The sequence below is a fragment of the Aequorivita iocasae genome (assembly GCF_016757735.1).
Lineage (GTDB): Bacteria > Bacteroidota > Bacteroidia > Flavobacteriales > Flavobacteriaceae > Aequorivita > Aequorivita iocasae.
Window position 1 is genome coordinate 252,325 of record NZ_CP068439.1, and the last position, 20,395, is coordinate 272,719.

The following is a 20,395-nucleotide window of genomic DNA, read 5'->3' on the forward strand; positions in this document are numbered from 1 at the left end:
CATAAACAAATTTACTATGCCTTCAGTTTCAAACAAGGGAAAGCATATGCCGGAATCACCCATCCGAAAACTGGTTCCCTACGCCGAAAAAGCCTATAAAGCAAATAAAACCGTTTATCACCTTAACATAGGCCAGCCCGATATAAAATCGCCAGAGATTGCTATGGATGCCGTGGCGCACCACCATTTGGAGATTCTTGCCTATACCCGTTCTGAAGGTTCGCAGGAATACCGTGAAAAAATTGCCAATTATTATAAGAATAATAATATTCCAGTTGAAGCTAACGATATTATCGTCACAACGGGCGGAAGCGAAGCACTCCTGTTTGCAATGGGAACCATTGCCGATGCCGATGATGAAATTATTATTCCCGAACCTTTTTACGCTAATTACAATGGTTTTGCAACGGCTTCCGGCGTTAAGATTGTTCCCGTTATTTCAAAAATCGAAGACAACTTCGCCTTACCTCCAATTTCAGAATTTGAAAAACTTATTACCCAAAAAACCAAAGCTATTCTTATCTGTAACCCTGGCAACCCTACCGGATATCTTTATTCAAAAGAAGAAATACAGACCTTGGCCCAAATTGTAAAGAAGCACGATTTATTCTTGGTGGCCGATGAAGTGTACCGTGAATTCACCTATGACGGCTATAAACATTTTTCCATCCTTGAAGAACCAAGTCTGGCAGAAAACGGAATTATTATCGATTCGGTCTCAAAAAGGTATAGCATGTGTGGCGCGCGCATTGGTTGCTTGGTTTCAAAAAACAAACAGGTTATCGCCACCGCTTTAAAGTTTGCCCAAGCACGTTTGAGCCCTCCAACGTTTGCACAGATTGCAAGCGAAGCTGCGCTGCAGACGCCCCAAAGTTATTTTGACGAGGTGATTACCGAATATCAGGATAGAAGAAATACTTTGGTAGCGGCACTTAAAGACATTCCCGGTGTGCAGGTGGGCGAACCAAAAGGCGCCTTTTACTGTATTGTTCAGCTTCCTGTTAAAAATAGTGATGCCTTCGCGCAATGGCTTTTAGAAGAGTTTGATGATAATGGCGAAACGATTATGGTTGCGCCCGCAGCCGGATTCTATTCCAGCGCTGGCGTTGGTTTGAACCAAGTGCGCATTGCCTATGTTTTAAAAAAGGAAAGCCTTATTCGCGCAGTAGAAATCTTAAAACTTGCGCTTCAAAAATATAAGGATTGATGCGCGTTGAAGAAAACAAATCGCTTAAAAACCTCAATACCTTTGGCATAGCCTGCAACGCCCGTTATTTTGTTTCGGTTAAAACTATAACTGAACTGAAACAGGCACTTTCACAAAAACCTTCCGAGGAACTTTTTATTCTGGGAGGTGGCAGTAATATGCTTCTTACAGGCAATCTGGACGCTTTTGTTCTTCACATAAATCTAAAAGGAATTGAAATTCTGAAAGAGACCGAAGCTGAAGTTTTTGTAAAAGCAATGGCCGGCGAAAACTGGCACGAGTTTGTTAAATATTGTATCGAAAAGGGTTTTGGAGGTTTAGAAAACCTTTCCTTAATTCCCGGAAACGTTGGCACGGCCCCCATCCAAAACATTGGTGCTTATGGCGTGGAACTGAAGGATACGTTTGTAAGCTGCAATACGGTTGAAATTCAAACTTTAAAAGAACGAGAATTTACAAAAGATGAATGCGCTTTTGAATACCGAAATTCAATTTTCAAAAATGAGGCAAAGGGGAACTACATCATTACCAGCGTTACCTTTCGGTTGACAAAGAGAGACCATAAAACCAGTGTTTCCTACGGCGATATTAAGAAGGTATTATCTGAAAAAAACATTGAGACACCCACAATTAAGGACATTTCTGAAGCGGTTATCACTATTCGCCAATCGAAACTTCCAGACCCAAAAGTGTTGGGCAACAGCGGTAGTTTCTTTAAAAATCCGGTTGTAGATTCGGAAACGTTTCAAGAGTTCCGAAGAAATTTTCCGGAAGCGCCATTCTATGAGGTTTCGCCTACAGCATTTAAGATACCCGCTGGCTGGCTGATTGAAAAAGCAGGGTTTAAGGGCCAGCGATTTGGCGATGCGGGCGTGCACAAAAACCAAGCCCTGGTTTTAGTGAATTACGGAAAAGCAAGCGGAAAAGAAATTTGGCAACTTGCGATGGACATTCAAAAAAAAGTTAAGGAATTGACTGGAATATTTATTGAAGCAGAAGTAAATGTCTTTTAGTTTAAGTGCAGCAGACCATTCACAACATAAACCGCTCCATTTGAGCTTGCAATACTCCCTTTTATAACTTGAACCTTCACACCTTTATCATCGGTAATACTAATATCTTCGCCAACTTTGGATGCCACGAGCGTACTGCCTTCCAGCGTCTTTAAATTTGCTTTTCCATTCTTATTGATGGTTTGGAGCAATGTTTCCTTCTCCAAATTACCTTCAACTATATAAGATTTCAAAAATTCCTCAAGCTTTGCTTTATTGTCTGGGCTTGAATAGAATTTTCTTTTTTCTACAGTTAAAGATTCCAAAGCTGCATTTGACGGTGCAAAAACGGTAAAAGGCCCTGCATTGTTAGAAAGTAAATCTGTTAAACCAGCACTCACAGTATAACTGGCAAATTTTTTAAGCTCAGGCTCAACAATGATTCGTGCCATAAGGCTGTTTAGCATTTCAATATCCTCTGGAGTCAAATCCTTTTTTTCAGCTCTTTTCACTATTGGTTTTTCTGCAATTTCAGTGGTGTTATTTTTCTCTTCACCATTCTGTGTTTCATTTTTACATGAAACCATCAAACAGAAAATCATCATTAAAGCTAAAAAAGTAAATGGTTTTTGCATCGTTAAATTATTTATAAGTGAGGCTAAAAATACTTAAAATACAAGCACAACAAAAAGAAAGATTGTATTTTTGTAGCCTAATTTACGAGGATGAAACTTTTACTTATCACTTTAGCATTATTACTGCTTGGCGTTGCGGGCATCGCCATAAAAATCTGGGCAAAAAAAGATGGAAAATTTGCCGGAACCTGTGCAAGCCAAAGTCCATTTTTGAATAAAGAAGGTGAAGCTTGTGGTTTTTGCGGAAAAACTCCGGACCAGTTTGACAGCTGCGTAGAAGAAAGCCACAAACTGGAAACATCAAATTCCAAATAAAGTCCTTCTCTTTAATTCTTCAATCTTAAATTGTTAATCAAAAAATCGTAAATCCCTATGGTGCTACTTTACGTTTTCGGCGCAATTGCGTTGATTAACTGTGCATATTACCTGCTCTTTTCAAAATTTTCATTTTTAAAACCTTCTAAAAAAAACACTTCAGAAAAACATTCCGTTTCCGTAATAGTATGTGCCAAAAATGAAGCTGAAAACTTAAAAAAACACATTCCGCTTTGGCAAGAACAGGAATATCCAAATTTTGAGATTATTCTTATAAATGATGCGTCCGTAGATGAAACACTGGACGTTATGGAAGCTTTCGCCGAAAACGACCCTAGAATTCAGATCGTAAACGTAAAAAACAACGAAGCTTTTTGGGCCAATAAAAAGTACGCACTTACCTTAGGAATAAAACGTTCAAAAAACACACGCCTCATTTTTACCGATGCCGATTGCTACCCAGTCTCAAGGGCATGGCTGGCAACGATGGCTTCAAAATTTTCAGAAGAGAAACAATTGATTTTGGGCTACGGCGCTTATGAAAAACAGCCCGGATTATTAAATAAGATAATCCGTTTTGAAACATTGATGACTGCTGTTCAATATTTTTCGTATGCCGAAGCGGGAACCCCATACATGGGCGTGGGGCGCAATCTGGCCTATACCAGTAATCTTTATTATGAAAACAATGGTTTTATGAGCCACATCAAAATCCCCTCGGGTGATGACGACCTATTTGTGAATGAAGCCGCAACCTCAAAAAATGTGGCTCTTTGCATAGAACCAAAAGCCTTTACATATTCACTTCCGAAGCAGAAAAAGAAGAAATGGATTATCCAAAAAAAGAGACATTATTCCACGGCCAAGCTTTATAAGCCAAAGCATCGTCTGCTTTTAGGAGCTTATTATCTAGGCAATCTTTTTTTCTGGTTGCTTGGCATCGCTAACTTGTTCACCGAATTTTGGTATTTCGCATTGGCAATAATTTTTATTAGGCTCCTTCTACAATATATTATAATTGGCACTGCGGCCAAAAAACTAAAAGAGCAGGATCTCGTTTTGCTCATTCCTTTTTACGAATTGTTTTTAGTCTTCACGCAAATAAGTATCTTTATTTCCAACAGCGGCGAAAAAAACGCACAATGGAAATAACTTCGGAAGAAATAACACTTCATATTGAAAGAGCAAAAAAAGGAAAGCAGGGCGCTTTCAAATTTTTGCTGGATTATTATTGGAATGAAGTGTTTGGTTTCCAAATGAAAAGAGTGCGGAACGAGCACGAAGCAGAAGATATTACTATTGAAACCTTTGCGAAGGCTTTTGACAAAATTGAAACTTTTGACGAAAAATATACCTTTTCAACATGGCTAATTACAATTTCAAAAAACATCCAAATAGACAAAACGCGTAAAAAAAACGCCTCCATTTATTCAAACACCACTGATACCTCAAACGAGCAGATACAAAAAATAGCAGACCACTCACCCACTCCCGAGGATAAATTAATACGGGAACAAAACCTGGATGAGTTGCTGCGCTACATAAAACAGCTAAAACCACATTACCAAGAGGTAATCAATCTTCGGTATTTTCAGGAAATGAGCTATAATGATATTTCCGAAACGTTGGAAGAGCCACTTAACAATGTTAAGGTTCGCTTGCTGCGCGCAAGAAAACTTTTGGCTGAAATTATTACCAAAAAAGACTAAAGAGAAAATTTGTAACGAAACTCAAATTCCAAATTACAAGAAAAAAATGGAGTTTTCCTTTTGGGGGTCAGGGTGCTTTTTTTCGTACTTTTGTTTCCCTTATGAGCACAGAAACTTTGGAAATTCAAAAACCAGCGCCAAAACCAAAATGGTTGCGCGTTAAGCTTCCCACCGGAAAAAAATATACCGAATTGCGCGGCTTGGTAGATAAGTACAAACTTAATACAATCTGCACCTCCGGCAGTTGCCCGAATATGGGCGAATGCTGGGGCGAAGGCACAGCCACCTTCATGATTTTGGGAAACATTTGTACCCGTTCTTGCGGTTTTTGCGGCGTAAAAACAGGCCGCCCTGAAACTGTAGATTGGGACGAGCCCGAAAAAGTGGCGCGCTCTATAAAAATCATGAATATCAACCATGCTGTTGTAACTTCCGTAGACCGTGACGATTTAAAAGATATGGGATCCATTATTTGGGCAGAAACCGTTAAGGCAATACGCAGGATGAATCCAGAAACAACCCTGGAAACCTTAATACCCGATTTTCAGGGCAACACGCGAAATATAGACAGAATAATTGCCGTGCAACCTGAAGTGGTGAGCCACAATATGGAAACCGTAAAACGATTGACACGAGAAGTAAGAATTCAAGCAAAATACGAACGAAGCCTTGAAGTTTTAAATTATTTGAAACAATCCGGAATGCCGCGAACCAAAAGTGGCATCATGCTAGGTTTGGGTGAAAAGGAAGACGAAGTTTTACAAACCATGGAGGATTTGAAAAATGTAGGATTGGATATTTTAACTATTGGTCAATATTTGCAACCTTCAAAAAAACACCTTCCGGTCAAAGAATTTATAACACCAGAGCAATTTAAAAAATATGAGAGCATTGGCTTGGAAATGGGTTTCCGACACGTGGAAAGCGGTGCTTTGGTGCGTTCCTCGTATAAAGCGCAAAAACATCTTACTTAATAAATTACCAATTTCTTAAAATGGAAAAGAAAACAACTGTTGGCATTAATGGTTTTGGCCGCATTGGCCGCAATCTTTTTAGATTATTACTGAACCACCCTTCCATTGAGGTTGTTTCGGTAAATGATCTGGCCGACACGAAAACCTTGAGTCATCTATTAAAGTATGACAGTATCCACGGGGTTTTAAAGGAAGAAATTTCGCATACGGTAAACGAAATTAATGTTGCGGGCCATAAAGTAACATTTACTTCGGAAAAAAATCTAGAGGCCTTATCGTGGAAAGATATAGATTTCGTCATTGAATGCACAGGGAAATTTAAGTCCAAAAAACAGCTAGAAACCCATTTGAAGAACGGTGCAAAAAAAGTGATTCTTTCCGTTCCTCCTTTGGAAGATGACATAAAAACGGTTGTAGTAGGCGTAAATGACAGCATCCTGAATGCCAATGATTTGATTATTTCAAATGCTTCCTGCACGACAAACAATGCCGCACCTATGCTTAAAATAATCCATGAGCTTTGCGGTATTGAACAAGCATATATAACCACAGTACACTCCTACACAACAGATCAAAGCTTACACGACCAGCCCCATCGGGATTTAAGAAGAGCTAGGGCTGCCGGCCAATCCATTGTTCCCACAACAACTGGAGCTGCAAAAGCATTGACCAAAATTTTTCCAGAACTTTCAGATGCCATTGGCGGTTGCGGCATCCGCGTTCCCGTGCCAGATGGCTCATTAACAGATATAACCTTAAACGTAAAAAAAGAGGTAACCATTGAAGAAATAAACAATGCCTTCAAAAAGGCTTCAGAAAATTCACTTGCAGGAATTCTTCAATATACTGAAGACCCCATCGTTTCCATAGATATTGTAGGCAATACCCACTCATGCATTTTTGATGCGGGAATGACCTCAGTAATTGGCAAAATGGTAAAAATAATTGGATGGTACGATAACGAAATTGGCTATTCGTCCAGAATTATAGATTTAATTGATAGAATTTCCGTGAAATAACTATATTTATTGCCCTTTAAACTAACCGATGCACCAACTGATTTTAAAATACAAGATTTTCTTGCCCCTTGTTTTGTGTTTGCTGGTTTCAGTTAAATCTTTTCCCATCCAAATCCATGATACCATTGTGGCAATAAAACAGCTGCAATATTCCGCCAGCAAGGCCGTGGAAACCGAAAATTTCATGGAAGCCGTCAAGAATCTAAATGATGCCAACAAGTTGGCAATGCTCCCAAAATATAAAAGCTATAAGCCAGATGTAGAATTAAGCATCGCTGAACTTTTTTATAATCTGGAATATTTTGACAAAGCCATTGAAGAAACCCAAAAAGCTATTGATAATGGCGAAACCTATAAAAATTTTTACAGGCTGGGTAAAGCTTATAACTTATATGCATTAATCCTTGTAGCCCAAGGAAATATAGAAAGCGCTGAAAAATATTTGCGCATGGCCGACTCTATATACACCGATCTTAAGGATGAAAAAAGTCGGGCAAAAGTTCTATATGGAAAAGGACTATTAGAAATTCGCTTGGGCAATTATAAAGAAGCCATTTCACATTTAAAGCCTGCTGCACAAAGTTTTAAAGAGCAGGGAATGCTTTATCAAGAAGTAAACGCATACAGTTATCTGGCCGATGCTCTTTCATTGGTAGATCCCGAAGTATATCCCAATCCTCTGGAAGAAGCAAAAAAATTGTTGAATAAAATTTCGGAAATTTCATATTCGCAAGGCTTCACAAAATTTCTTGTTGAAAATCATCGAATCAATTCTCAAATATTAATTGCTGAAAAAAGAAACGACAAGGCCGAGGAAGAACTCAAATATTACCTTACACAAAAAGATTCATTACGGCAAATCCACCTAAAAGCCATTGAACGTGGCATACAGGCAGAATCTGCCATTGGCGACTTGAACGAAATAATAGCAAGCCAACAGGATGATCTAAGCAAACAGGAAAAATCACTCTTTTTTGGAAAGCTCACCGGATGGCTCAGTATTGCTTTAATATTAATATTATCGCTTTTAACGCTTTCACTCTATAAAAACAACAACTTAAGGGCAAAGGCCAACGAACTTTTACAAGATAAAAACACCGAGCTGCAGGAGGCAAAGGAAAATGCTGAAAAAGCCTCCCAAGCTAAGGCACAGTTTCTTTCAACCATTACACATGAGCTGCGAACGCCCATGTATACAGTTACAGGATTGACGCACCTCCTCCTTGAAGAAGACCCCAAACCGGAACAAAAAGAACACTTGAATTCCCTTAAATTTTCAGGGGAGTATCTACTTTCTTTAATTAACAACATACTTGATCTCAATAAGTTAGAAGCCAATAAAGTGGAGATTGAGAAAGCTCCTTTTAACTTAAAGAAACGTATTGATGGGGTATTGATCGCACTAAAAAAATCCGCAGAGGTAAAGAACAACAATATACATTATGAATATGACCCAACTTTACCACAAGATGTACTTGGAGATTCATTGAAAATATCTCAGATCCTCATTAATTTAATTAGCAATTCTATCAAATTTACTGAGAATGGTGATATCTGGGTTCGGGTTAAAAATGCTGAAAAAAGTGCAAAAAAGGTAGTTGTCCATTTTGAGGTGGAAGATACTGGAGATGGTATTTCGAAAAAGAAACAGAACACTATTTTTGAATCCTTTTCACAAGGCTCCCTTCAAATAAACCGAAAATATGGGGGGACCGGCCTAGGACTTTCTATTGTAAAAAACCTGTTGGAACTTATGGGCAGCAAAATATTTTTGGAGAGTAAGTTAGGAGAGGGTTCCAAATTTTGGTTCAATATAAGTTATGAGATTGCAGAGACTGAAAGCAAACCAACCGATTTTAAAAATCTAGAGGTTGTACTAGAGAACGACATATTTGAGGACAAAGCGGTTATGATAGTTGAGGACAACAAAATCAACCAAATGATCACCAAAAAGATTCTTGAGAAAAAGAAAATGATCTGCACCGTTGTTGATAACGGCCTAGATGCTATAAAACATGCGAGTGAAGAAAATTTTGATGTAATATTGATGGACATCCACATGCCGGGAATAAGTGGAATTGAAGCTACCAAAAAAATTCGGGAATTCAATAAGACAGTACCCATAATAGCTTTGACCGCCATTACCATAGAAGAAAACTTGGAGGATTTTTACAAAGCCGGTTTTAATGAATTTATCCCAAAACCCTTCAATGCAGAAGATTTCTTTGAAAAGATAAACAGGGTGCTGCGCAGCAATGATTTTTTGGTGAAGTAATTATAGTTTCTCGTTTATTGCTTCTTCAATCCTGGCTTTAAACTTTTTTTCCGCATCATTTAAGATTACCGTCTTAATAGGCAGATAAAAGATTTCCGTTACTTTTGAAAGAGCCTGCAATCGCATAAAATCCTTTTCAGTAGTAAGTATTAAAGGATATTTTTTTAATTCTTCAATCTCAGATGAACTAAAGTTATGATGGTCAGGAAATGATTTTTCTTTAAAGTTCAACCTTTCTTTCTGTAAAAAATCTATCAAAGGCTTTGGAATTGCAATACCCGTAACCAAAAGAAATTCTTCGTTTTTTAAAGATGATAGCGGTTTTTTCTCCTTCGGATTTTTAATTTCTGAAGCATAGCCGATTTTTGAAAAATAAATTTCCTGATGTAATTTTGGGCGCAGCTCTCGTTTTATGGATTCAATTGTAGCGTCAGAAATATTTTCGGGACATTTTGTAACAACAATTATATCAGCGCGGTTTGCCCCAAATTTCGGCTCCCGAAGATTTCCCGTGGGAAGCATACAATCGTTCACATACAAATCATCAAAGGAAGTGAGCAAAATATTCAGCGAAGCGGTTACTTTTCTATGCTGAAAGGCATCGTCGAGTAAAATTACATCTGTTTTACTTTGTAGTTTTTCAATTCCCGTTTGGCGATCTTCACAAACAGCAACGGTTATTTCGGGAAATTTCTTTTTGAATTGAAGCGGCTCGTCGCCTACTTCTTCCACAGTACTTTCAGTTAAAACTTCGCGGTAACCCGTCGTTTTCCGTTTATAACCTCGGCTCAAAATAGCAAGCTTTTGATTGTCCCTTAAAAAGGAAACCAACAGTTCAATCATCGGCGATTTTCCGGTTCCTCCCGTGGAAAGATTTCCCACGCATATTACTGGAAAATTATAAGCTTTGCTTTTCAGTAAATTTTTATTGTAAAAAAAATTCCGAAGCGTAGTAATGCCACCGTACAACAGTGAAAAAGGAAATAATAACTTCCGTAGAAAATTCATTTAACGAAAGTACTAATTCCACAGAAAATGATGATTACTTTAAAATAAAAAATAGAAGCGCTAAAAATTCCGCAAACTATTATCTTTACTGAAAATGTAAAAATGAAGGTAAAAGAAGTAATTGCACTACTTGAGGAACTCTCCCCACTCTCCTATTCCGAGGGCTTTGACAATACCGGACTGCTTATAGGCGACGGTGATGCGACTGTCTCGGGAATTTTAGTTACGCTGGATACGCTGGAAAAAGTAGTGGATGAAGCAATTGAAAAAAAATGCAACCTCATCGTTAGCTTTCACCCCATTATTTTTTCGGGATTGAAAAAAATTACCGGAAAAACCTATGTGGAACGGGTGGTTCAAAAGGCTATAAAACACGATATTGCTATATTTTCAAACCACACCGCACTGGACAATTCCTGGAACGGGGTAAATGCAAAGATCTGTGAAAAGCTTGGGTTGAAAAATCGTTCGGTGTTAATGCCACAAAACGAAACCATTAAAAAACTCATTACGTTTGTGCCTTCAAAAGATGCCGAAAAAGTTAGAAACGCCCTTTTTGCAGTTGGTGCAGGCAATATTGGTAATTATGAAAATTGCAGTTTCAATATTGAGGGAAAAGGCAGTTTTAAGGGTAACGAAGACTCCAATCCCGTAATTGGAAAAAAAGGTGAAACTCATTTTGAGGAAGAAACACAGATTGGGATTACTTTCGGCAAACATCTACAAAGCAATATTTTAAAAGCCTTATTTGAAGCACATCCGTATGAGGAAGTTGCTTATGAAATCACCACCCTTGAAAACCAAAACCAACATTTGGGAATGGGAATGGTGGGTGAATTTGAAAAAGCGATGGTTGAAAAGGAATTTCTAAAATTTCTAAAAAAGACAATGAAAACAGATTGCGTTCGCCATTCTGCACTACTAAATAAACCAATAAAAAAAGTTGCCGTGCTTGGCGGAAGCGGAAGTTTTGCCATTGAAGCAGCAAAAAACTCCGGCGCAGATGCTTTTGTTTCTGCAGATTTTAAATACCACGACTTCTTTAGGGCTGAAAACACAATACTTTTGGCAGATATTGGCCATTATGAAAGCGAACAGTACACAAAAGACCTTTTACATTCTTTCCTTAAGAAAAAAATCACTAATTTTGCAGTCCTTTTATCACAAATAAATACCAATCCTATTAGCTATTTATAATTTATGGCAACAAAAACCGAAGTTACTGTTGAAGAGAAGTTAAGAGCACTGTATGATCTGCAACTTATTGATTCCAGAATTGATGAAATAAGAAGCGTTCGTGGCGAACTTCCGCTGGAAGTGGAAGATCTTGAGGACGAGGTGGCAGGAATGAACACCCGTTTGGAAAAGCTTAAGGCAGACCTTGAGGTAATTGAAGACCAAATCAAGGAAAAGAAGAACAACATTGAAGAGTCTAAAGCACTTATCAAAAAATATACTGCGCAACAGGACAACGTTCGCAATAACCGTGAATATAACTCTTTAAGCAAGGAAGTTGAATTCCAAGAGCTTGAAATTCAACTTGCGGAAAAAAACATTAAAGAATATCGTGCGCAAATAGAGCAAAAAAATCAAGTAATTGAAGAAACAAAGGCACGTTTTGACGAGCGCTCTGAGCATTTAAAGCACAAACAGAACGAGCTTGACGAAATTTTGAAAGAAACCGAAAAAGAAGAGCAGACGCTAATCAAGGAATCTGAAAATTTTGAAACTCAAATTGAGCCACGTCTTATAAAAGCTTATAAGCGTATCCGAACTAATGTGAAAAACGGTTTGGCTGTAGTTGCTGTAGAACGTGGTGCTTCGGGAGGTTCTTTCTTCACCATTCCACCACAAGTGCAAATGGAGATTGCAGGTCGAAAAAAAATTATTACTGACGAGCACAGTGGACGAATCTTAGTTGATCCAGATTTAGCTGCCGAAGAGCGTGAAAAAATGGAAGCTAAGTTTGCAAAACTTAAATAAATACAACCCTTAATTATAACAAAGCCTTCACATATTGTGAGGGCTTTTTTTGTACTTTAAATGCAAGGTTTTCTATTTACTGAAGACCAATTCCACAAAATCAAACAATATGAAAAAAATCACATTTATCATTGCAAGTATTTTTCTTTTCTCGCTTCAGGGCGCTTGCAAACCTTCCAATGAAAGTAATAAGCAGGCTGAGGCTATTGCCCAAAAAGAACAAGTTCCAGTTCAAACCGAACCTGTTAACGGCCTAAAGAGAGCGTATTTTGCAAGTGGTTGTTTTTGGTGTGTTGAGGCCATTTACGAAAGTGTAAATGGTGTTAAGGAAGCCATTTCAGGCTATAGTGGCGGCGAAACGAAAAACCCAACTTATCAAAATCATGCAGATCACGCAGAAGCAGTGGAGGTAATTTATGATCCTGAAATTGTAAGTTTTAATCAGTTGGTTGATGTATATTTCGGCTCACAAAATATAACCCAAGTGAATGGTCAAGGCCCTGATCACGGGAAATCGTACCGCTCTATTATTTTTTATCAGAATGATGAAGAAAAGAAAATTATTGATGAAAAAATTAATGCACTGAATAAACAATTAAATGGAGATAAAGTTGCCGCACAAGTTTTGCCATTCCAAAAATTTTGGGATGCAGAGAACTACCACCAAAATTACGAGCGTAACAATCCCGATAATCCGTACATTCAAAATGTGTCCATCCCGCGGTTAAATCGATTTAAGGAGAAGTTTCCGGAGCTTTTGAAAAAAGATACAGCGCATTGAAACATTATTATAATTCAATTTCTGTAATAATTTGGTTATAATTGAATATATTGTATTTCTATTAAATTATAAACATGAGATTTAGTTTTATTACACTTGGATTTTTATTTTTTATTTCCTGTGGGTCTGACGATTCTGTATCAGAGCCAAATTTAGTTTTTAATGTAACGGTTACTGAAGTAGAATATTCCCACGCAGTGCTTAAATGGAATCATCCCAATTCGGAAACTGATTGGCTATATCGCGTTGTTGTTGACAACCAGATACTTGTGGATGGGTTAAGCGGTACTGGTTTTACTATCAATAATTTAGAGGAATCAACAGATTTTTCAGGCAGTGTATTTGCCATCGGTGCTAATGATTCAGATACTTTTGATGAATTTAGCTTTACAACACGTGCCTTTGATTATTGCCTAGATCAAAATATCGTGCGTATAGATTACCAATATCAGATAGATAATTTTAATTGTACCGAGGTTGATGCTTTAATAATCAATCAATACCCTTATGACCCAATTACCGACTTATCGGGTCTGTCTATATTAGAAAAGGCAAACAGCATTAGTATTGGTAGTGTAAATGTTACTTCGCTTCATGGTTTAGAAAATGTGAGAGCAAGAACCGAAAACGGAGTTTATTTTTCAATTGGAGGATCTCCAATGATACAAGATATATCAGCGGCAGAAAATTTTATTGAGGAAGCACACACTTTTTACTTTACTGATATGCCAAATTTCCCGGACCTTTCATTTCTTCAATTTACTGATAAATTAAAAAACATATATATTCGTAGGAATGTTTCAACTTTACCAGATTTTGGAAATCATCCAATGCAAAATGTCGAACTGATAGGTCTTCCAATTAACGATTTCTCTGCATTTCGAAACACCCCAGAAATACAAAAATTTAAGATAGTAGCCTTAAATAATATCACAGGTTTTGCAGGTTTTGACCATATAGAAAAAATGTATCACTTAGAAATACTTGGCTGTAGAAATCTTACCAATTTAAACGACCTCGAAACCTTAACAGGCAGCACAGGACAGGGTGATTGGGCTAATAAAATTTCCTTCTTTGCTAGAGAAAATGATAATTTAACAAATTATTGTGGCTTGACAAATTGGATGCTAAATACCGAAATGAAGATTGGTTGTTTCAACCCTCCTGGTTGCACAGATATGAGGCCCCAATTTAATACCCAAGAAAATGCGTATAATCCTACTGAAACACAAATTGAGTCGCCAGCTGAGTGTAGTTTGTAAAATTTATAATTATGAAAAAGGTTTTAGCACTATTAAGTTTATTTATTGTTATGAGCTGTGGTTCTGATGATGAAAACAATACACCAGAAAATCCATACAATTTCGAAATGGAGGTAGCCGTAAGTGATATCACGCTTCACGAAGCCACTATTTCTTGGAACAAACCTTTGCCTTCAGAATGGAGTTCTGTTACTTATGAAATAGTCCTAAACAATGAAGAAATAGCAAGTGGCATACAAACCAGTGAGTATACTTTTACAAATCTTGAGGAAAATAAAGTTTATACAGGAACCGTATATGCTGCTGGCGATAATGGGCAGGAATCGTCTGCTAACTTTAGCTTTACAACTAAACCATATATTTTTGAAATGGCTGTGGAAATTGATGAAATTGGTATCTACGAAGCCTCAATTTCCTGGAATGCTCCTTTACCATCAGAATGGGGAAGTGTTGTTTATAAAGTGGTTTTAAATAATGAAGTTATTGTAGATGGTTTACAAAATACAAATTATACAATTTCTGATCTTGACGACAACAGAGGATACAACGGGACTGTATTTGCGAAAGGAACAAATGGTGATGAAACTTTTGCTCATTTTAGTTTTACAACGCTACCCTACACAATTACAGGCGGTTCAGTCACTCTTCACAATCAACAGGAAGTGGATGATTTTTTCTATTCTGAAATAGGTTTAAGTCTAACCATAACAGGTTCTGATATAACTGATATCTCAAATTTATCGTCACTTGTGTCATTGGGAGACGATCTTATCATTAAAAATACATCTTTAACAAGTCTAAATGGATTACAAAATATAATACCCGAAACAAGCCATAGAAAATTAGAAATCATTGACAACCCTCAGCTCTCTGATATTGGAGATGTCTCTGGATTCTCGTCCACTATGAAGGAATTAGAAATTAATAAAAATGCTTCCCTTAGCAACATTTCAAACCTTCAAATTTCCTCCACCCTCACCTCAATAAGATTTGGATATACTCCAATAAGCGATTTTTCGATATTCTACATAAATAGCAATTACATGTTTATTGAATTCGACTATATGCCGCCAACAGCAAATATGGCTAATTTATTTTCAGGTATACAGTCTGCAGACAATCTCACCTTAAAAAATTTAGCTGTAACTGATTTATCATTCATATCAAATTTTACTGTCGGTAGTGACCTATATCTTGAAAACATACCAATTACAAATTTTTCGTCCCTTTCATCTTGGACCACCATTTACTACTTCAAATTAAGAGACATGCCACTAATAACTAATATGGAAGGACTTGATAGCTTAGAGAGGGTTCTAACTTTTGATTTTAATAATAATCCAAATCTTGTATCATTTGATGGGTTATTAAGCTTGGACGGTAGCGGTGCTTGGCCTAATGACTCCATTTCTCTATTTTTAGTCAACAATTCGAATCTTAGAGATTATTGTAGCTTACGAGAATTTTTAAACATTGTTCCTTATCGTTATGAAAATGGTATTCCTTTTTACAATGTAACAGGCAATGCCTATAACCCAACAAAAGAAGAAATAAAAACTGAGGCGGGTTGTTCGCTTTAATTTCTAACAGCTTTAACCTCAAAAATCAACGGGTACATTTTGTTTGAAAGCTCAAACATCCCTTTGTCATTCTCAACTAATCCTGGAAATATGTCATAAGGAGAAGCATCATATTCTTTTAGATATTCTATTTGAAGACCAGCTTCGGCAAGCGAAGATATCACTTCACCCAAACTGTGGTTCCAGCCGTATTCCTTACTTATTATTTTTGAATTTTTATCGGCATACGTACCTTGGTATTCCTCATAAATCGCTTCTTTTTGCTGGTAGCCATATTTCATCTCTGGAGGTGAAACGGTATAATCAAACATCCATGCAATGGGATGGAATTCTACAATATAAAAAAATCCGCCGGGCTTTAACCGTTCCGAAATTATCTGCGCCCACGGTTTTAAATCAGGCAACCAACCAATCGTTCCGTAGCTTGTAAAAACAATATCAAATTTTTCTGAAATATATTTCGAAGTGTCCAAAACATTGCAACAAACAAACTTCGCATCAAGTTTCAATTCTGTGTTCAGTTGCTTTGCCAATTTGATTCCTTCATCAGAAATATCTACGCCCGTACACTTGGCACCCATTCTTGAAAAGCTCAGCGTATCTTGACCAAAGTGGCATTGAAGGTGCAAAATACCTTTCTTTGATACATCGCCCAAAGCATCCAACTCATATTTATTTAACGAGGATTTGCCTTTTCTAAAATTACTCAGGCTATAAAAATTACTCTCCGCATGTACAGCAACTTTGGAATTCCAGGTATTTCGGTTGGTTTCAAATTTCTCGAGATGCTCCATAAGATGGATTTTTTTATCAAATATATTCAATTAACGCAAAAAACACAGTTGATAACAATTTTGATATTTTTTTGCGATTTTCGTTAAACAAGGGTTAAAAAAATTGAAAGATGAATGGTTTTGTTGTAGTTTTAAATTATACTAACTTTAAAAACTAATTATTATGGGTGACATCATCTGGTTAATTGTAGTACTCCTTATTATAGGATGGCTCGTAGGCTATTTCGGTTTCGGTGAGGCCGTTGGAAGTCTAATTCACATTTTACTGGTCTTGGCAATTATTGGTATTTTATACCGTTTGGCAACCGGCCGCAGACCATAATCCAATTAAAAACTAATTATTAATTCTTAAACAACAAACTGATATGAAAAAAGTATTTCTAATTTTATTTGCCGCAGGTTTAATGGCCACTAGCTTTACAAGCTGCCGCGAAAAGAAAACAGTTGGAGACGAAATAGAAGACGTAGCAGACGATATAGAAGACGCTGTAGATTAATTTTTTAAATATTAAAAACAAAAGCCCTCTCAACTATTCTTGGGAGGGCTTTTTCTTGTTGGATTTTTCAGCTATTATAGATTTCCATTCGGGATGTTTGTCAATATATTTTTTTATAAATGGGCAAACCGGCACCACTTTTAACCCTCTGAGCTCTATTTGTAGCAAAACCTTTTCTGTCATTTCACTAGCCACACCCTGCCCAGATAGCGCATCAGGAACTTCGGTATGATTTAATGATAAAATACCGGGCTGCACGGAATATGCTATCACAGCTTTATGTCCATCAATATCGGTTTCAAACCGGTTCTCTTCTTTGTTATCGATTACTCGCATTATGATGGTGAGATTAGTGGGTTAAACACATTAAAAATACAAAAAAATTAAAAGCCAAATGTATTCCTTACATTTACAAAAACACATAAGTTATGAAAATCGCTTTTGCCACCCTCTTTTTATTTTTAATGCTTTTGGGCTGTAATAATGGTCAAAATACTTCAGAAAATCCTAATACTGCATCAAAAGTAACTGACTCTCTTGAAAATACAAGCATTAGCTATAAAATTGCAAACGCCAATGGTTTTCAACATTGGAAAAACATTTCCGAAATAAAATTTACCTTCAATGTAGATCGTGGCGATAATCACTTCCAACGCTCGTGGATCTGGAAACCTAAAATTGGCGATGTGACAATGGTTTCTGTAAACGATACCGTGAATTACAATCGTTCAAAAATGGATAGCTTAACTATGAAAACCGATGCTGCATTTATTAATGACAAATATTGGCTTTTGGCTCCCTATCAGATTGTTTGGGACGAGGGTACAACTTTTTCAGAAAAGAAAAACACCGTGGCACCAATTTCAAAAGACACGTTGAACCAGCTTACAATTGTTTACGGTAACGAAGGCGGCTACACTCCAGGCGATGCGTATGATTTTTTTTACGATGAAAATTACAGAATTAAAGAATGGAATTACCGAAACGGAAATGCAAAAAAACCTTCCATATCAACAACTTGGGAGGATTATGAAAATTTCAACGGACTTGAAATTTCAAAAATGCACAAAGACAGCACGGGCGGCTTTAAACTATATTTCACAAAAATTAGTGTAAAAAAAGACAGTATACGCTAATTTTTAAGAAGTTTTTGAGTCCAAAGGATTTTATCACCCTCGTATAAACTGAAAAAATAAAGCCCCGCCCGTAAACCGGAAACATCTAGGACAAACTCATTATTTGTATTAAAACTTGTAGAAGATGAGAGCACTTTTCTCCCTAAAACATCAAAAAGCACTGCTTCAACATTTTTATCTGTTTTATATAGAACCGTAATTTTATTATCTGCGGGATTGGGAAAGAGCACGCCATTTTTGGCAATTTCGCCAGTAAAAAACTTTTCGGCAAACGAAAATGCTTCCTGCCCAATTTCGTAACCAATTTTCCTTCCTGCAATATCGTCCACAGGAGGATGGATACCGCCCCAAATGCGCGACAGGCTACACTGGTCAGACGCATCGCGATAGGTTGCCCATTGCAACTGAAAGCTCTGGCTTGGTCCTTCCTCAAAAACCAAAAATTCGTTTTTCTGAATATCGAAAGTGCCCATTCCTCCCGGAAAATATTCACTTCCGGTTAACATAGTCAAAACCTCAGCTGCAGCTCGAGAAAATGTGGAATGACCTGAAACGTATCCAGCAAAAGGCGGTGTTACAAACGATGGCCGTTGGTACGGCCACCATTCTGAAGATATTATCCATCCAACGCCAGCCTCGTCTGTATTGGGATTGACAATATATTCTGGGCCACGCCAGGTATAAAGTTTAATTTTTCCAACATTTTCATTGAAATTTCCCGCTAAAGAATCTCCTTCCTTAATCACTTCAATTCTTCCAGGAATTAATGGTAGTCCATGGGGGTCATAATTTTGTAAATTAGGATCACTGGACTGTCCATGCTCTCCCATATAGCGTATTGCACTCACAGGACGCACAAAATCATAATAGCCTTTTATTCCCCACGCTGAAATTGCAACATCGTGTAAGGTGCCGCCCAAAATAAAATAACTCTTTACGTCCCATTCCAAATCTGATAATACCGCACCCTTTCCCTTAATTTTTTTTATTGTAAGTGGATTGTCATTAATATAATTTAACAATACAAACCAATGTCCCGGCGGCGTTTCGCTATCTGGGCCATCTGCCCAAAATTCTGCCAAAGCGCGAGCGTAATCACCTCTATAAACCAGCTGGGGCTCGTAAGCCTGTCCTGTAATTGGGTTTAAAACTCTCCCTTCACTTGGGTCTCCGCCACTTTCCAAATCATAAAACTCCTTATATTCCGAAAGGGTCTGAGGGTAGGTATCCATGGATAAATTTCCTAAACTTTTGGGAGATATATCTACCATTACACCATCAGAAGGAGCCAAATGTGCGCCCCAAGCCGCTACAAGTGCGAAATTCCACTTATAAGCATCTTCAGCGCCCAGGCCATCTTGAATATAGCACGGCGGCCCGGGATCGTGATATACCCAATATTCATATCCTGGAACTTGATGAACAGTTTTGTCTTCTTCGGTTAATGAAAACGGTACCACCCTGCCCCACTCTGGCCCTAAAAATGGTGGTTGCCCACCTGGAATGGTGTGACCGCTTTGGTCAACATACGCTTCTATTTTCAAGGGTTGCCAGTGGTTTGGAAACTCCATATCCGGATTTCCCGCAATATCCATATTGAGCGGCTCATTAAGTGGCACATAAAATTGATTTGCATAATTATTGGCCTCATTGGAACCATCTTGAAAGCCAAATTCAATGATTTTTTCAGCTATATAATTACCTAATGCTGCTGGATTTCCATTGCTATAATCTGTATTGGTATAATTTTTATCATACCCTAGGTCATCCATCAATATATCTATAGATTCCATAATTTCTGCTGCTTCAGGGGAATTTGCGAAACGGTGTCTCATCAATCTGTAAACGCCGTAGCTAATGGCTTTTTCACGAGCTTTCAGAGTAGGCTCATTTGATTGAAATCCATCAAAAGGACATTGAAATCCCGCAATGTTTTTTCCCAAAAAATAGGTATCTGCCTGTTTATTGAAAACAGCCCACATATCGTACATTATTACCGAAGAGTGAAATAGATTACGCGCGTGGATGGTGGGCCGGGCATAATCGTTGCGGATTCCATGGAGCATTTCCTCGTTCCATTGCCTTGCGACAGATTGTGAAAACGACTGTGTGCTAAGGGTTAAAAAGAGATATAAAAGTATTTTTCGAAACATTTTAACACATTTTTAGATAGACACAAGACTTTTGAATTGTACAGCAAATTAAACAAATATTAATTCCTATTTTTG

21 protein-coding genes are annotated in these 20,395 nt (G+C 37.5%); 16 read left to right on the top strand and 5 right to left on the bottom strand.

The window, feature by feature from the left end; translation table 11 throughout:
* The first annotated feature begins 16 nt into the window (after window positions 1-16).
* The gene (locus JK629_RS01245; protein WP_202336835.1) at window positions 17-1,207 is read left to right on the top strand and encodes a pyridoxal phosphate-dependent aminotransferase; all 1,191 of its coding nucleotides are present in this window, start codon (window positions 17-19) and stop codon (window positions 1,205-1,207) included.
* Complete coding sequence (gene murB, locus JK629_RS01250; RefSeq protein ID WP_202337958.1) at window positions 1,207-2,220, top strand: UDP-N-acetylmuramate dehydrogenase; 1,014 nt, start codon at window positions 1,207-1,209, stop codon at window positions 2,218-2,220. The genes JK629_RS01245 and murB overlap by 1 nt, the downstream gene beginning before the upstream one ends.
* On the opposite strand, the gene JK629_RS01255 is transcribed toward murB, so the two are convergent.
* Complete coding sequence (locus tag JK629_RS01255; RefSeq protein WP_202336836.1) at window positions 2,217-2,834, bottom strand: fasciclin domain-containing protein; 618 nt, start codon at window positions 2,832-2,834, stop codon at window positions 2,217-2,219. The two genes, murB and JK629_RS01255, sit on opposite strands and share 4 nt — an antisense overlap.
* Window positions 2,835-2,924: 90 nt before the next feature.
* On the opposite strand from JK629_RS01255, the gene JK629_RS01260 reads away from it, so the two are divergent.
* The 6 genes from JK629_RS01260 to JK629_RS01285 all read left to right on the top strand — a co-directional run bounded on the left by JK629_RS01260 (window position 2,925) and on the right by JK629_RS01285 (window position 9,126).
* Window positions 2,925-3,149: a membrane or secreted protein gene (locus tag JK629_RS01260; protein ID WP_202336837.1), complete on the top strand. Its 225-nt coding sequence runs from the start codon at window positions 2,925-2,927 to the stop codon at window positions 3,147-3,149.
* A 57-nt stretch (window positions 3,150-3,206) separates the two neighbouring features.
* On the top strand, window positions 3,207-4,301 hold the full coding sequence (locus JK629_RS01265) for a glycosyltransferase (protein WP_202336838.1): 1,095 nt from the start codon (window positions 3,207-3,209) through the stop codon (window positions 4,299-4,301).
* A complete protein-coding gene (locus JK629_RS01270) occupies window positions 4,292-4,858 on the top strand; it encodes an RNA polymerase sigma factor (protein ID WP_202336839.1) in 567 nt (188 codons plus the stop codon). Before JK629_RS01265 ends, JK629_RS01270 begins: the two co-directional genes overlap by 10 nt.
* Before the next feature lie 101 nt (window positions 4,859-4,959).
* Window positions 4,960-5,832, top strand: a complete 873-nt coding sequence (gene lipA, locus JK629_RS01275; RefSeq protein ID WP_202336840.1) for a lipoyl synthase — start codon at window positions 4,960-4,962, stop codon at window positions 5,830-5,832.
* Between the two features lie 20 nt (window positions 5,833-5,852).
* Window positions 5,853-6,851 carry a type I glyceraldehyde-3-phosphate dehydrogenase gene (gene gap / locus JK629_RS01280; protein ID WP_202336841.1) on the top strand — a complete coding sequence of 333 codons (999 nt, stop codon included), beginning with the start codon at window positions 5,853-5,855 and terminating at the stop codon, window positions 6,849-6,851.
* Between the two features lie 28 nt (window positions 6,852-6,879).
* Window positions 6,880-9,126, top strand: coding sequence for a tetratricopeptide repeat-containing hybrid sensor histidine kinase/response regulator (locus JK629_RS01285; RefSeq protein ID WP_225626079.1), 2,247 nt, complete (start codon window positions 6,880-6,882; stop codon window positions 9,124-9,126).
* Here the strand turns inward: JK629_RS01285 and lpxK are convergent, their stop codons facing one another.
* Window positions 9,127-10,134, bottom strand: coding sequence for a tetraacyldisaccharide 4'-kinase (gene lpxK / locus JK629_RS01290; RefSeq protein WP_202336842.1), 1,008 nt, complete (start codon window positions 10,132-10,134; stop codon window positions 9,127-9,129). It lies immediately after the preceding gene.
* Window positions 10,135-10,236: 102 nt separating this feature from the next.
* On the opposite strand from lpxK, the gene JK629_RS01295 reads away from it, so the two are divergent.
* The 5 genes from JK629_RS01295 (at window position 10,237) to JK629_RS01315 (ending at window position 15,740) form a co-directional block, all read left to right on the top strand.
* Entirely contained in the window at window positions 10,237-11,331 is a 1,095-nt protein-coding gene (locus JK629_RS01295; protein WP_202336843.1) for a Nif3-like dinuclear metal center hexameric protein, read from the top strand.
* Between the two features lie 3 nt (window positions 11,332-11,334).
* Complete coding sequence (locus tag JK629_RS01300) at window positions 11,335-12,117, top strand: zinc ribbon domain-containing protein (RefSeq protein ID WP_202336844.1); 783 nt, start codon at window positions 11,335-11,337, stop codon at window positions 12,115-12,117.
* Window positions 12,118-12,226: 109 nt separating this feature from the next.
* On the top strand, window positions 12,227-12,898 hold the full coding sequence (gene msrA / locus JK629_RS01305) for a peptide-methionine (S)-S-oxide reductase MsrA (protein WP_202336845.1): 672 nt from the start codon (window positions 12,227-12,229) through the stop codon (window positions 12,896-12,898).
* A gap of 74 nt (window positions 12,899-12,972) precedes the next feature.
* Window positions 12,973-14,160 carry a fibronectin type III domain-containing protein gene (locus JK629_RS01310; protein ID WP_202336846.1) on the top strand — a complete coding sequence of 396 codons (1,188 nt, stop codon included), beginning with the start codon at window positions 12,973-12,975 and terminating at the stop codon, window positions 14,158-14,160.
* 11 nt (window positions 14,161-14,171) lie between these two features.
* Window positions 14,172-15,740: a fibronectin type III domain-containing protein gene (locus JK629_RS01315; protein ID WP_202336847.1), complete on the top strand. Its 1,569-nt coding sequence runs from the start codon at window positions 14,172-14,174 to the stop codon at window positions 15,738-15,740.
* Here JK629_RS01315 and JK629_RS01320 read toward each other — a convergent pair.
* Window positions 15,737-16,534, bottom strand: a complete 798-nt coding sequence (locus JK629_RS01320; protein WP_202336848.1) for a class I SAM-dependent methyltransferase — start codon at window positions 16,532-16,534, stop codon at window positions 15,737-15,739. The genes JK629_RS01315 and JK629_RS01320 overlap by 4 nt on opposite strands.
* Window positions 16,535-16,697: 163 nt before the next feature.
* Between JK629_RS01320 and JK629_RS01325 the strand changes: the two genes are divergently transcribed.
* Both JK629_RS01325 and JK629_RS15570 read left to right on the top strand, forming a co-directional pair.
* Window positions 16,698-16,856 (top strand): lmo0937 family membrane protein, encoded by a 159-nt coding sequence (locus JK629_RS01325; protein ID WP_014781235.1) that lies wholly within the window; start codon window positions 16,698-16,700, stop codon window positions 16,854-16,856.
* Between the two features lie 43 nt (window positions 16,857-16,899).
* The gene (locus tag JK629_RS15570) at window positions 16,900-17,031 is read left to right on the top strand and encodes a hypothetical protein (protein WP_262896513.1); all 132 of its coding nucleotides are present in this window, start codon (window positions 16,900-16,902) and stop codon (window positions 17,029-17,031) included.
* Window positions 17,032-17,064: 33 nt separating this feature from the next.
* Here the strand turns inward: JK629_RS15570 and JK629_RS01330 are convergent, their stop codons facing one another.
* On the bottom strand, window positions 17,065-17,367 hold the full coding sequence (locus JK629_RS01330) for a GNAT family N-acetyltransferase (protein ID WP_202336849.1): 303 nt from the start codon (window positions 17,365-17,367) through the stop codon (window positions 17,065-17,067).
* 92 nt (window positions 17,368-17,459) lie between these two features.
* Between JK629_RS01330 and JK629_RS01335 the strand changes: the two genes are divergently transcribed.
* Window positions 17,460-18,167 carry a hypothetical protein gene (locus JK629_RS01335; RefSeq protein ID WP_225626081.1) on the top strand — a complete coding sequence of 236 codons (708 nt, stop codon included), beginning with the start codon at window positions 17,460-17,462 and terminating at the stop codon, window positions 18,165-18,167.
* Here JK629_RS01335 and JK629_RS01340 read toward each other — a convergent pair.
* The gene (locus tag JK629_RS01340; RefSeq protein ID WP_202336850.1) at window positions 18,164-20,320 is read right to left on the bottom strand and encodes a T9SS type A sorting domain-containing protein; all 2,157 of its coding nucleotides are present in this window, start codon (window positions 20,318-20,320) and stop codon (window positions 18,164-18,166) included. The two genes, JK629_RS01335 and JK629_RS01340, sit on opposite strands and share 4 nt — an antisense overlap.
* Between the last annotated feature and the right edge of the window lie 75 nt (window positions 20,321-20,395).

What these genes read in the sequence shown, in the direction of transcription:
- JK629_RS01330 (WP_202336849.1), bottom strand. Translation starts at nt 17,367, where the DNA reads ATGCGAGTAATCGATAACAAAGAAGAGAACCGGTTTGAAACCGATATT.
- lpxK (WP_202336842.1), bottom strand. Translation starts at nt 10,134, where the DNA reads ATGAATTTTCTACGGAAGTTATTATTTCCTTTTTCACTGTTGTACGGT.
- JK629_RS01270 (WP_202336839.1), top strand. Translation starts at nt 4,292, where the DNA reads ATGGAAATAACTTCGGAAGAAATAACACTTCATATTGAAAGAGCAAAA.
- JK629_RS01245 (WP_202336835.1), top strand. Translation starts at nt 17, where the DNA reads ATGCCTTCAGTTTCAAACAAGGGAAAGCATATGCCGGAATCACCCATC.
- JK629_RS15570 (WP_262896513.1), top strand. Translation starts at nt 16,900, where the DNA reads ATGAAAAAAGTATTTCTAATTTTATTTGCCGCAGGTTTAATGGCCACT.
- JK629_RS01260 (WP_202336837.1), top strand. Translation starts at nt 2,925, where the DNA reads ATGAAACTTTTACTTATCACTTTAGCATTATTACTGCTTGGCGTTGCG.
- JK629_RS01340 (WP_202336850.1), bottom strand. Translation starts at nt 20,320, where the DNA reads ATGTTTCGAAAAATACTTTTATATCTCTTTTTAACCCTTAGCACACAG.
- msrA (WP_202336845.1), top strand. Translation starts at nt 12,227, where the DNA reads ATGAAAAAAATCACATTTATCATTGCAAGTATTTTTCTTTTCTCGCTT.
- JK629_RS01335 (WP_225626081.1), top strand. Translation starts at nt 17,460, where the DNA reads ATGAAAATCGCTTTTGCCACCCTCTTTTTATTTTTAATGCTTTTGGGC.
- JK629_RS01255 (WP_202336836.1), bottom strand. Translation starts at nt 2,834, where the DNA reads ATGCAAAAACCATTTACTTTTTTAGCTTTAATGATGATTTTCTGTTTG.
- JK629_RS01320 (WP_202336848.1), bottom strand. Translation starts at nt 16,534, where the DNA reads ATGGAGCATCTCGAGAAATTTGAAACCAACCGAAATACCTGGAATTCC.
- JK629_RS01325 (WP_014781235.1), top strand. Translation starts at nt 16,698, where the DNA reads ATGGGTGACATCATCTGGTTAATTGTAGTACTCCTTATTATAGGATGG.
- JK629_RS01265 (WP_202336838.1), top strand. Translation starts at nt 3,207, where the DNA reads ATGGTGCTACTTTACGTTTTCGGCGCAATTGCGTTGATTAACTGTGCA.
- JK629_RS01300 (WP_202336844.1), top strand. Translation starts at nt 11,335, where the DNA reads ATGGCAACAAAAACCGAAGTTACTGTTGAAGAGAAGTTAAGAGCACTG.
- JK629_RS01295 (WP_202336843.1), top strand. Translation starts at nt 10,237, where the DNA reads ATGAAGGTAAAAGAAGTAATTGCACTACTTGAGGAACTCTCCCCACTC.
- gap (WP_202336841.1), top strand. Translation starts at nt 5,853, where the DNA reads ATGGAAAAGAAAACAACTGTTGGCATTAATGGTTTTGGCCGCATTGGC.
- JK629_RS01315 (WP_202336847.1), top strand. Translation starts at nt 14,172, where the DNA reads ATGAAAAAGGTTTTAGCACTATTAAGTTTATTTATTGTTATGAGCTGT.
- JK629_RS01285 (WP_225626079.1), top strand. Translation starts at nt 6,880, where the DNA reads ATGCACCAACTGATTTTAAAATACAAGATTTTCTTGCCCCTTGTTTTG.
- lipA (WP_202336840.1), top strand. Translation starts at nt 4,960, where the DNA reads ATGAGCACAGAAACTTTGGAAATTCAAAAACCAGCGCCAAAACCAAAA.
- murB (WP_202337958.1), top strand. Translation starts at nt 1,207, where the DNA reads ATGCGCGTTGAAGAAAACAAATCGCTTAAAAACCTCAATACCTTTGGC.
- JK629_RS01310 (WP_202336846.1), top strand. Translation starts at nt 12,973, where the DNA reads ATGAGATTTAGTTTTATTACACTTGGATTTTTATTTTTTATTTCCTGT.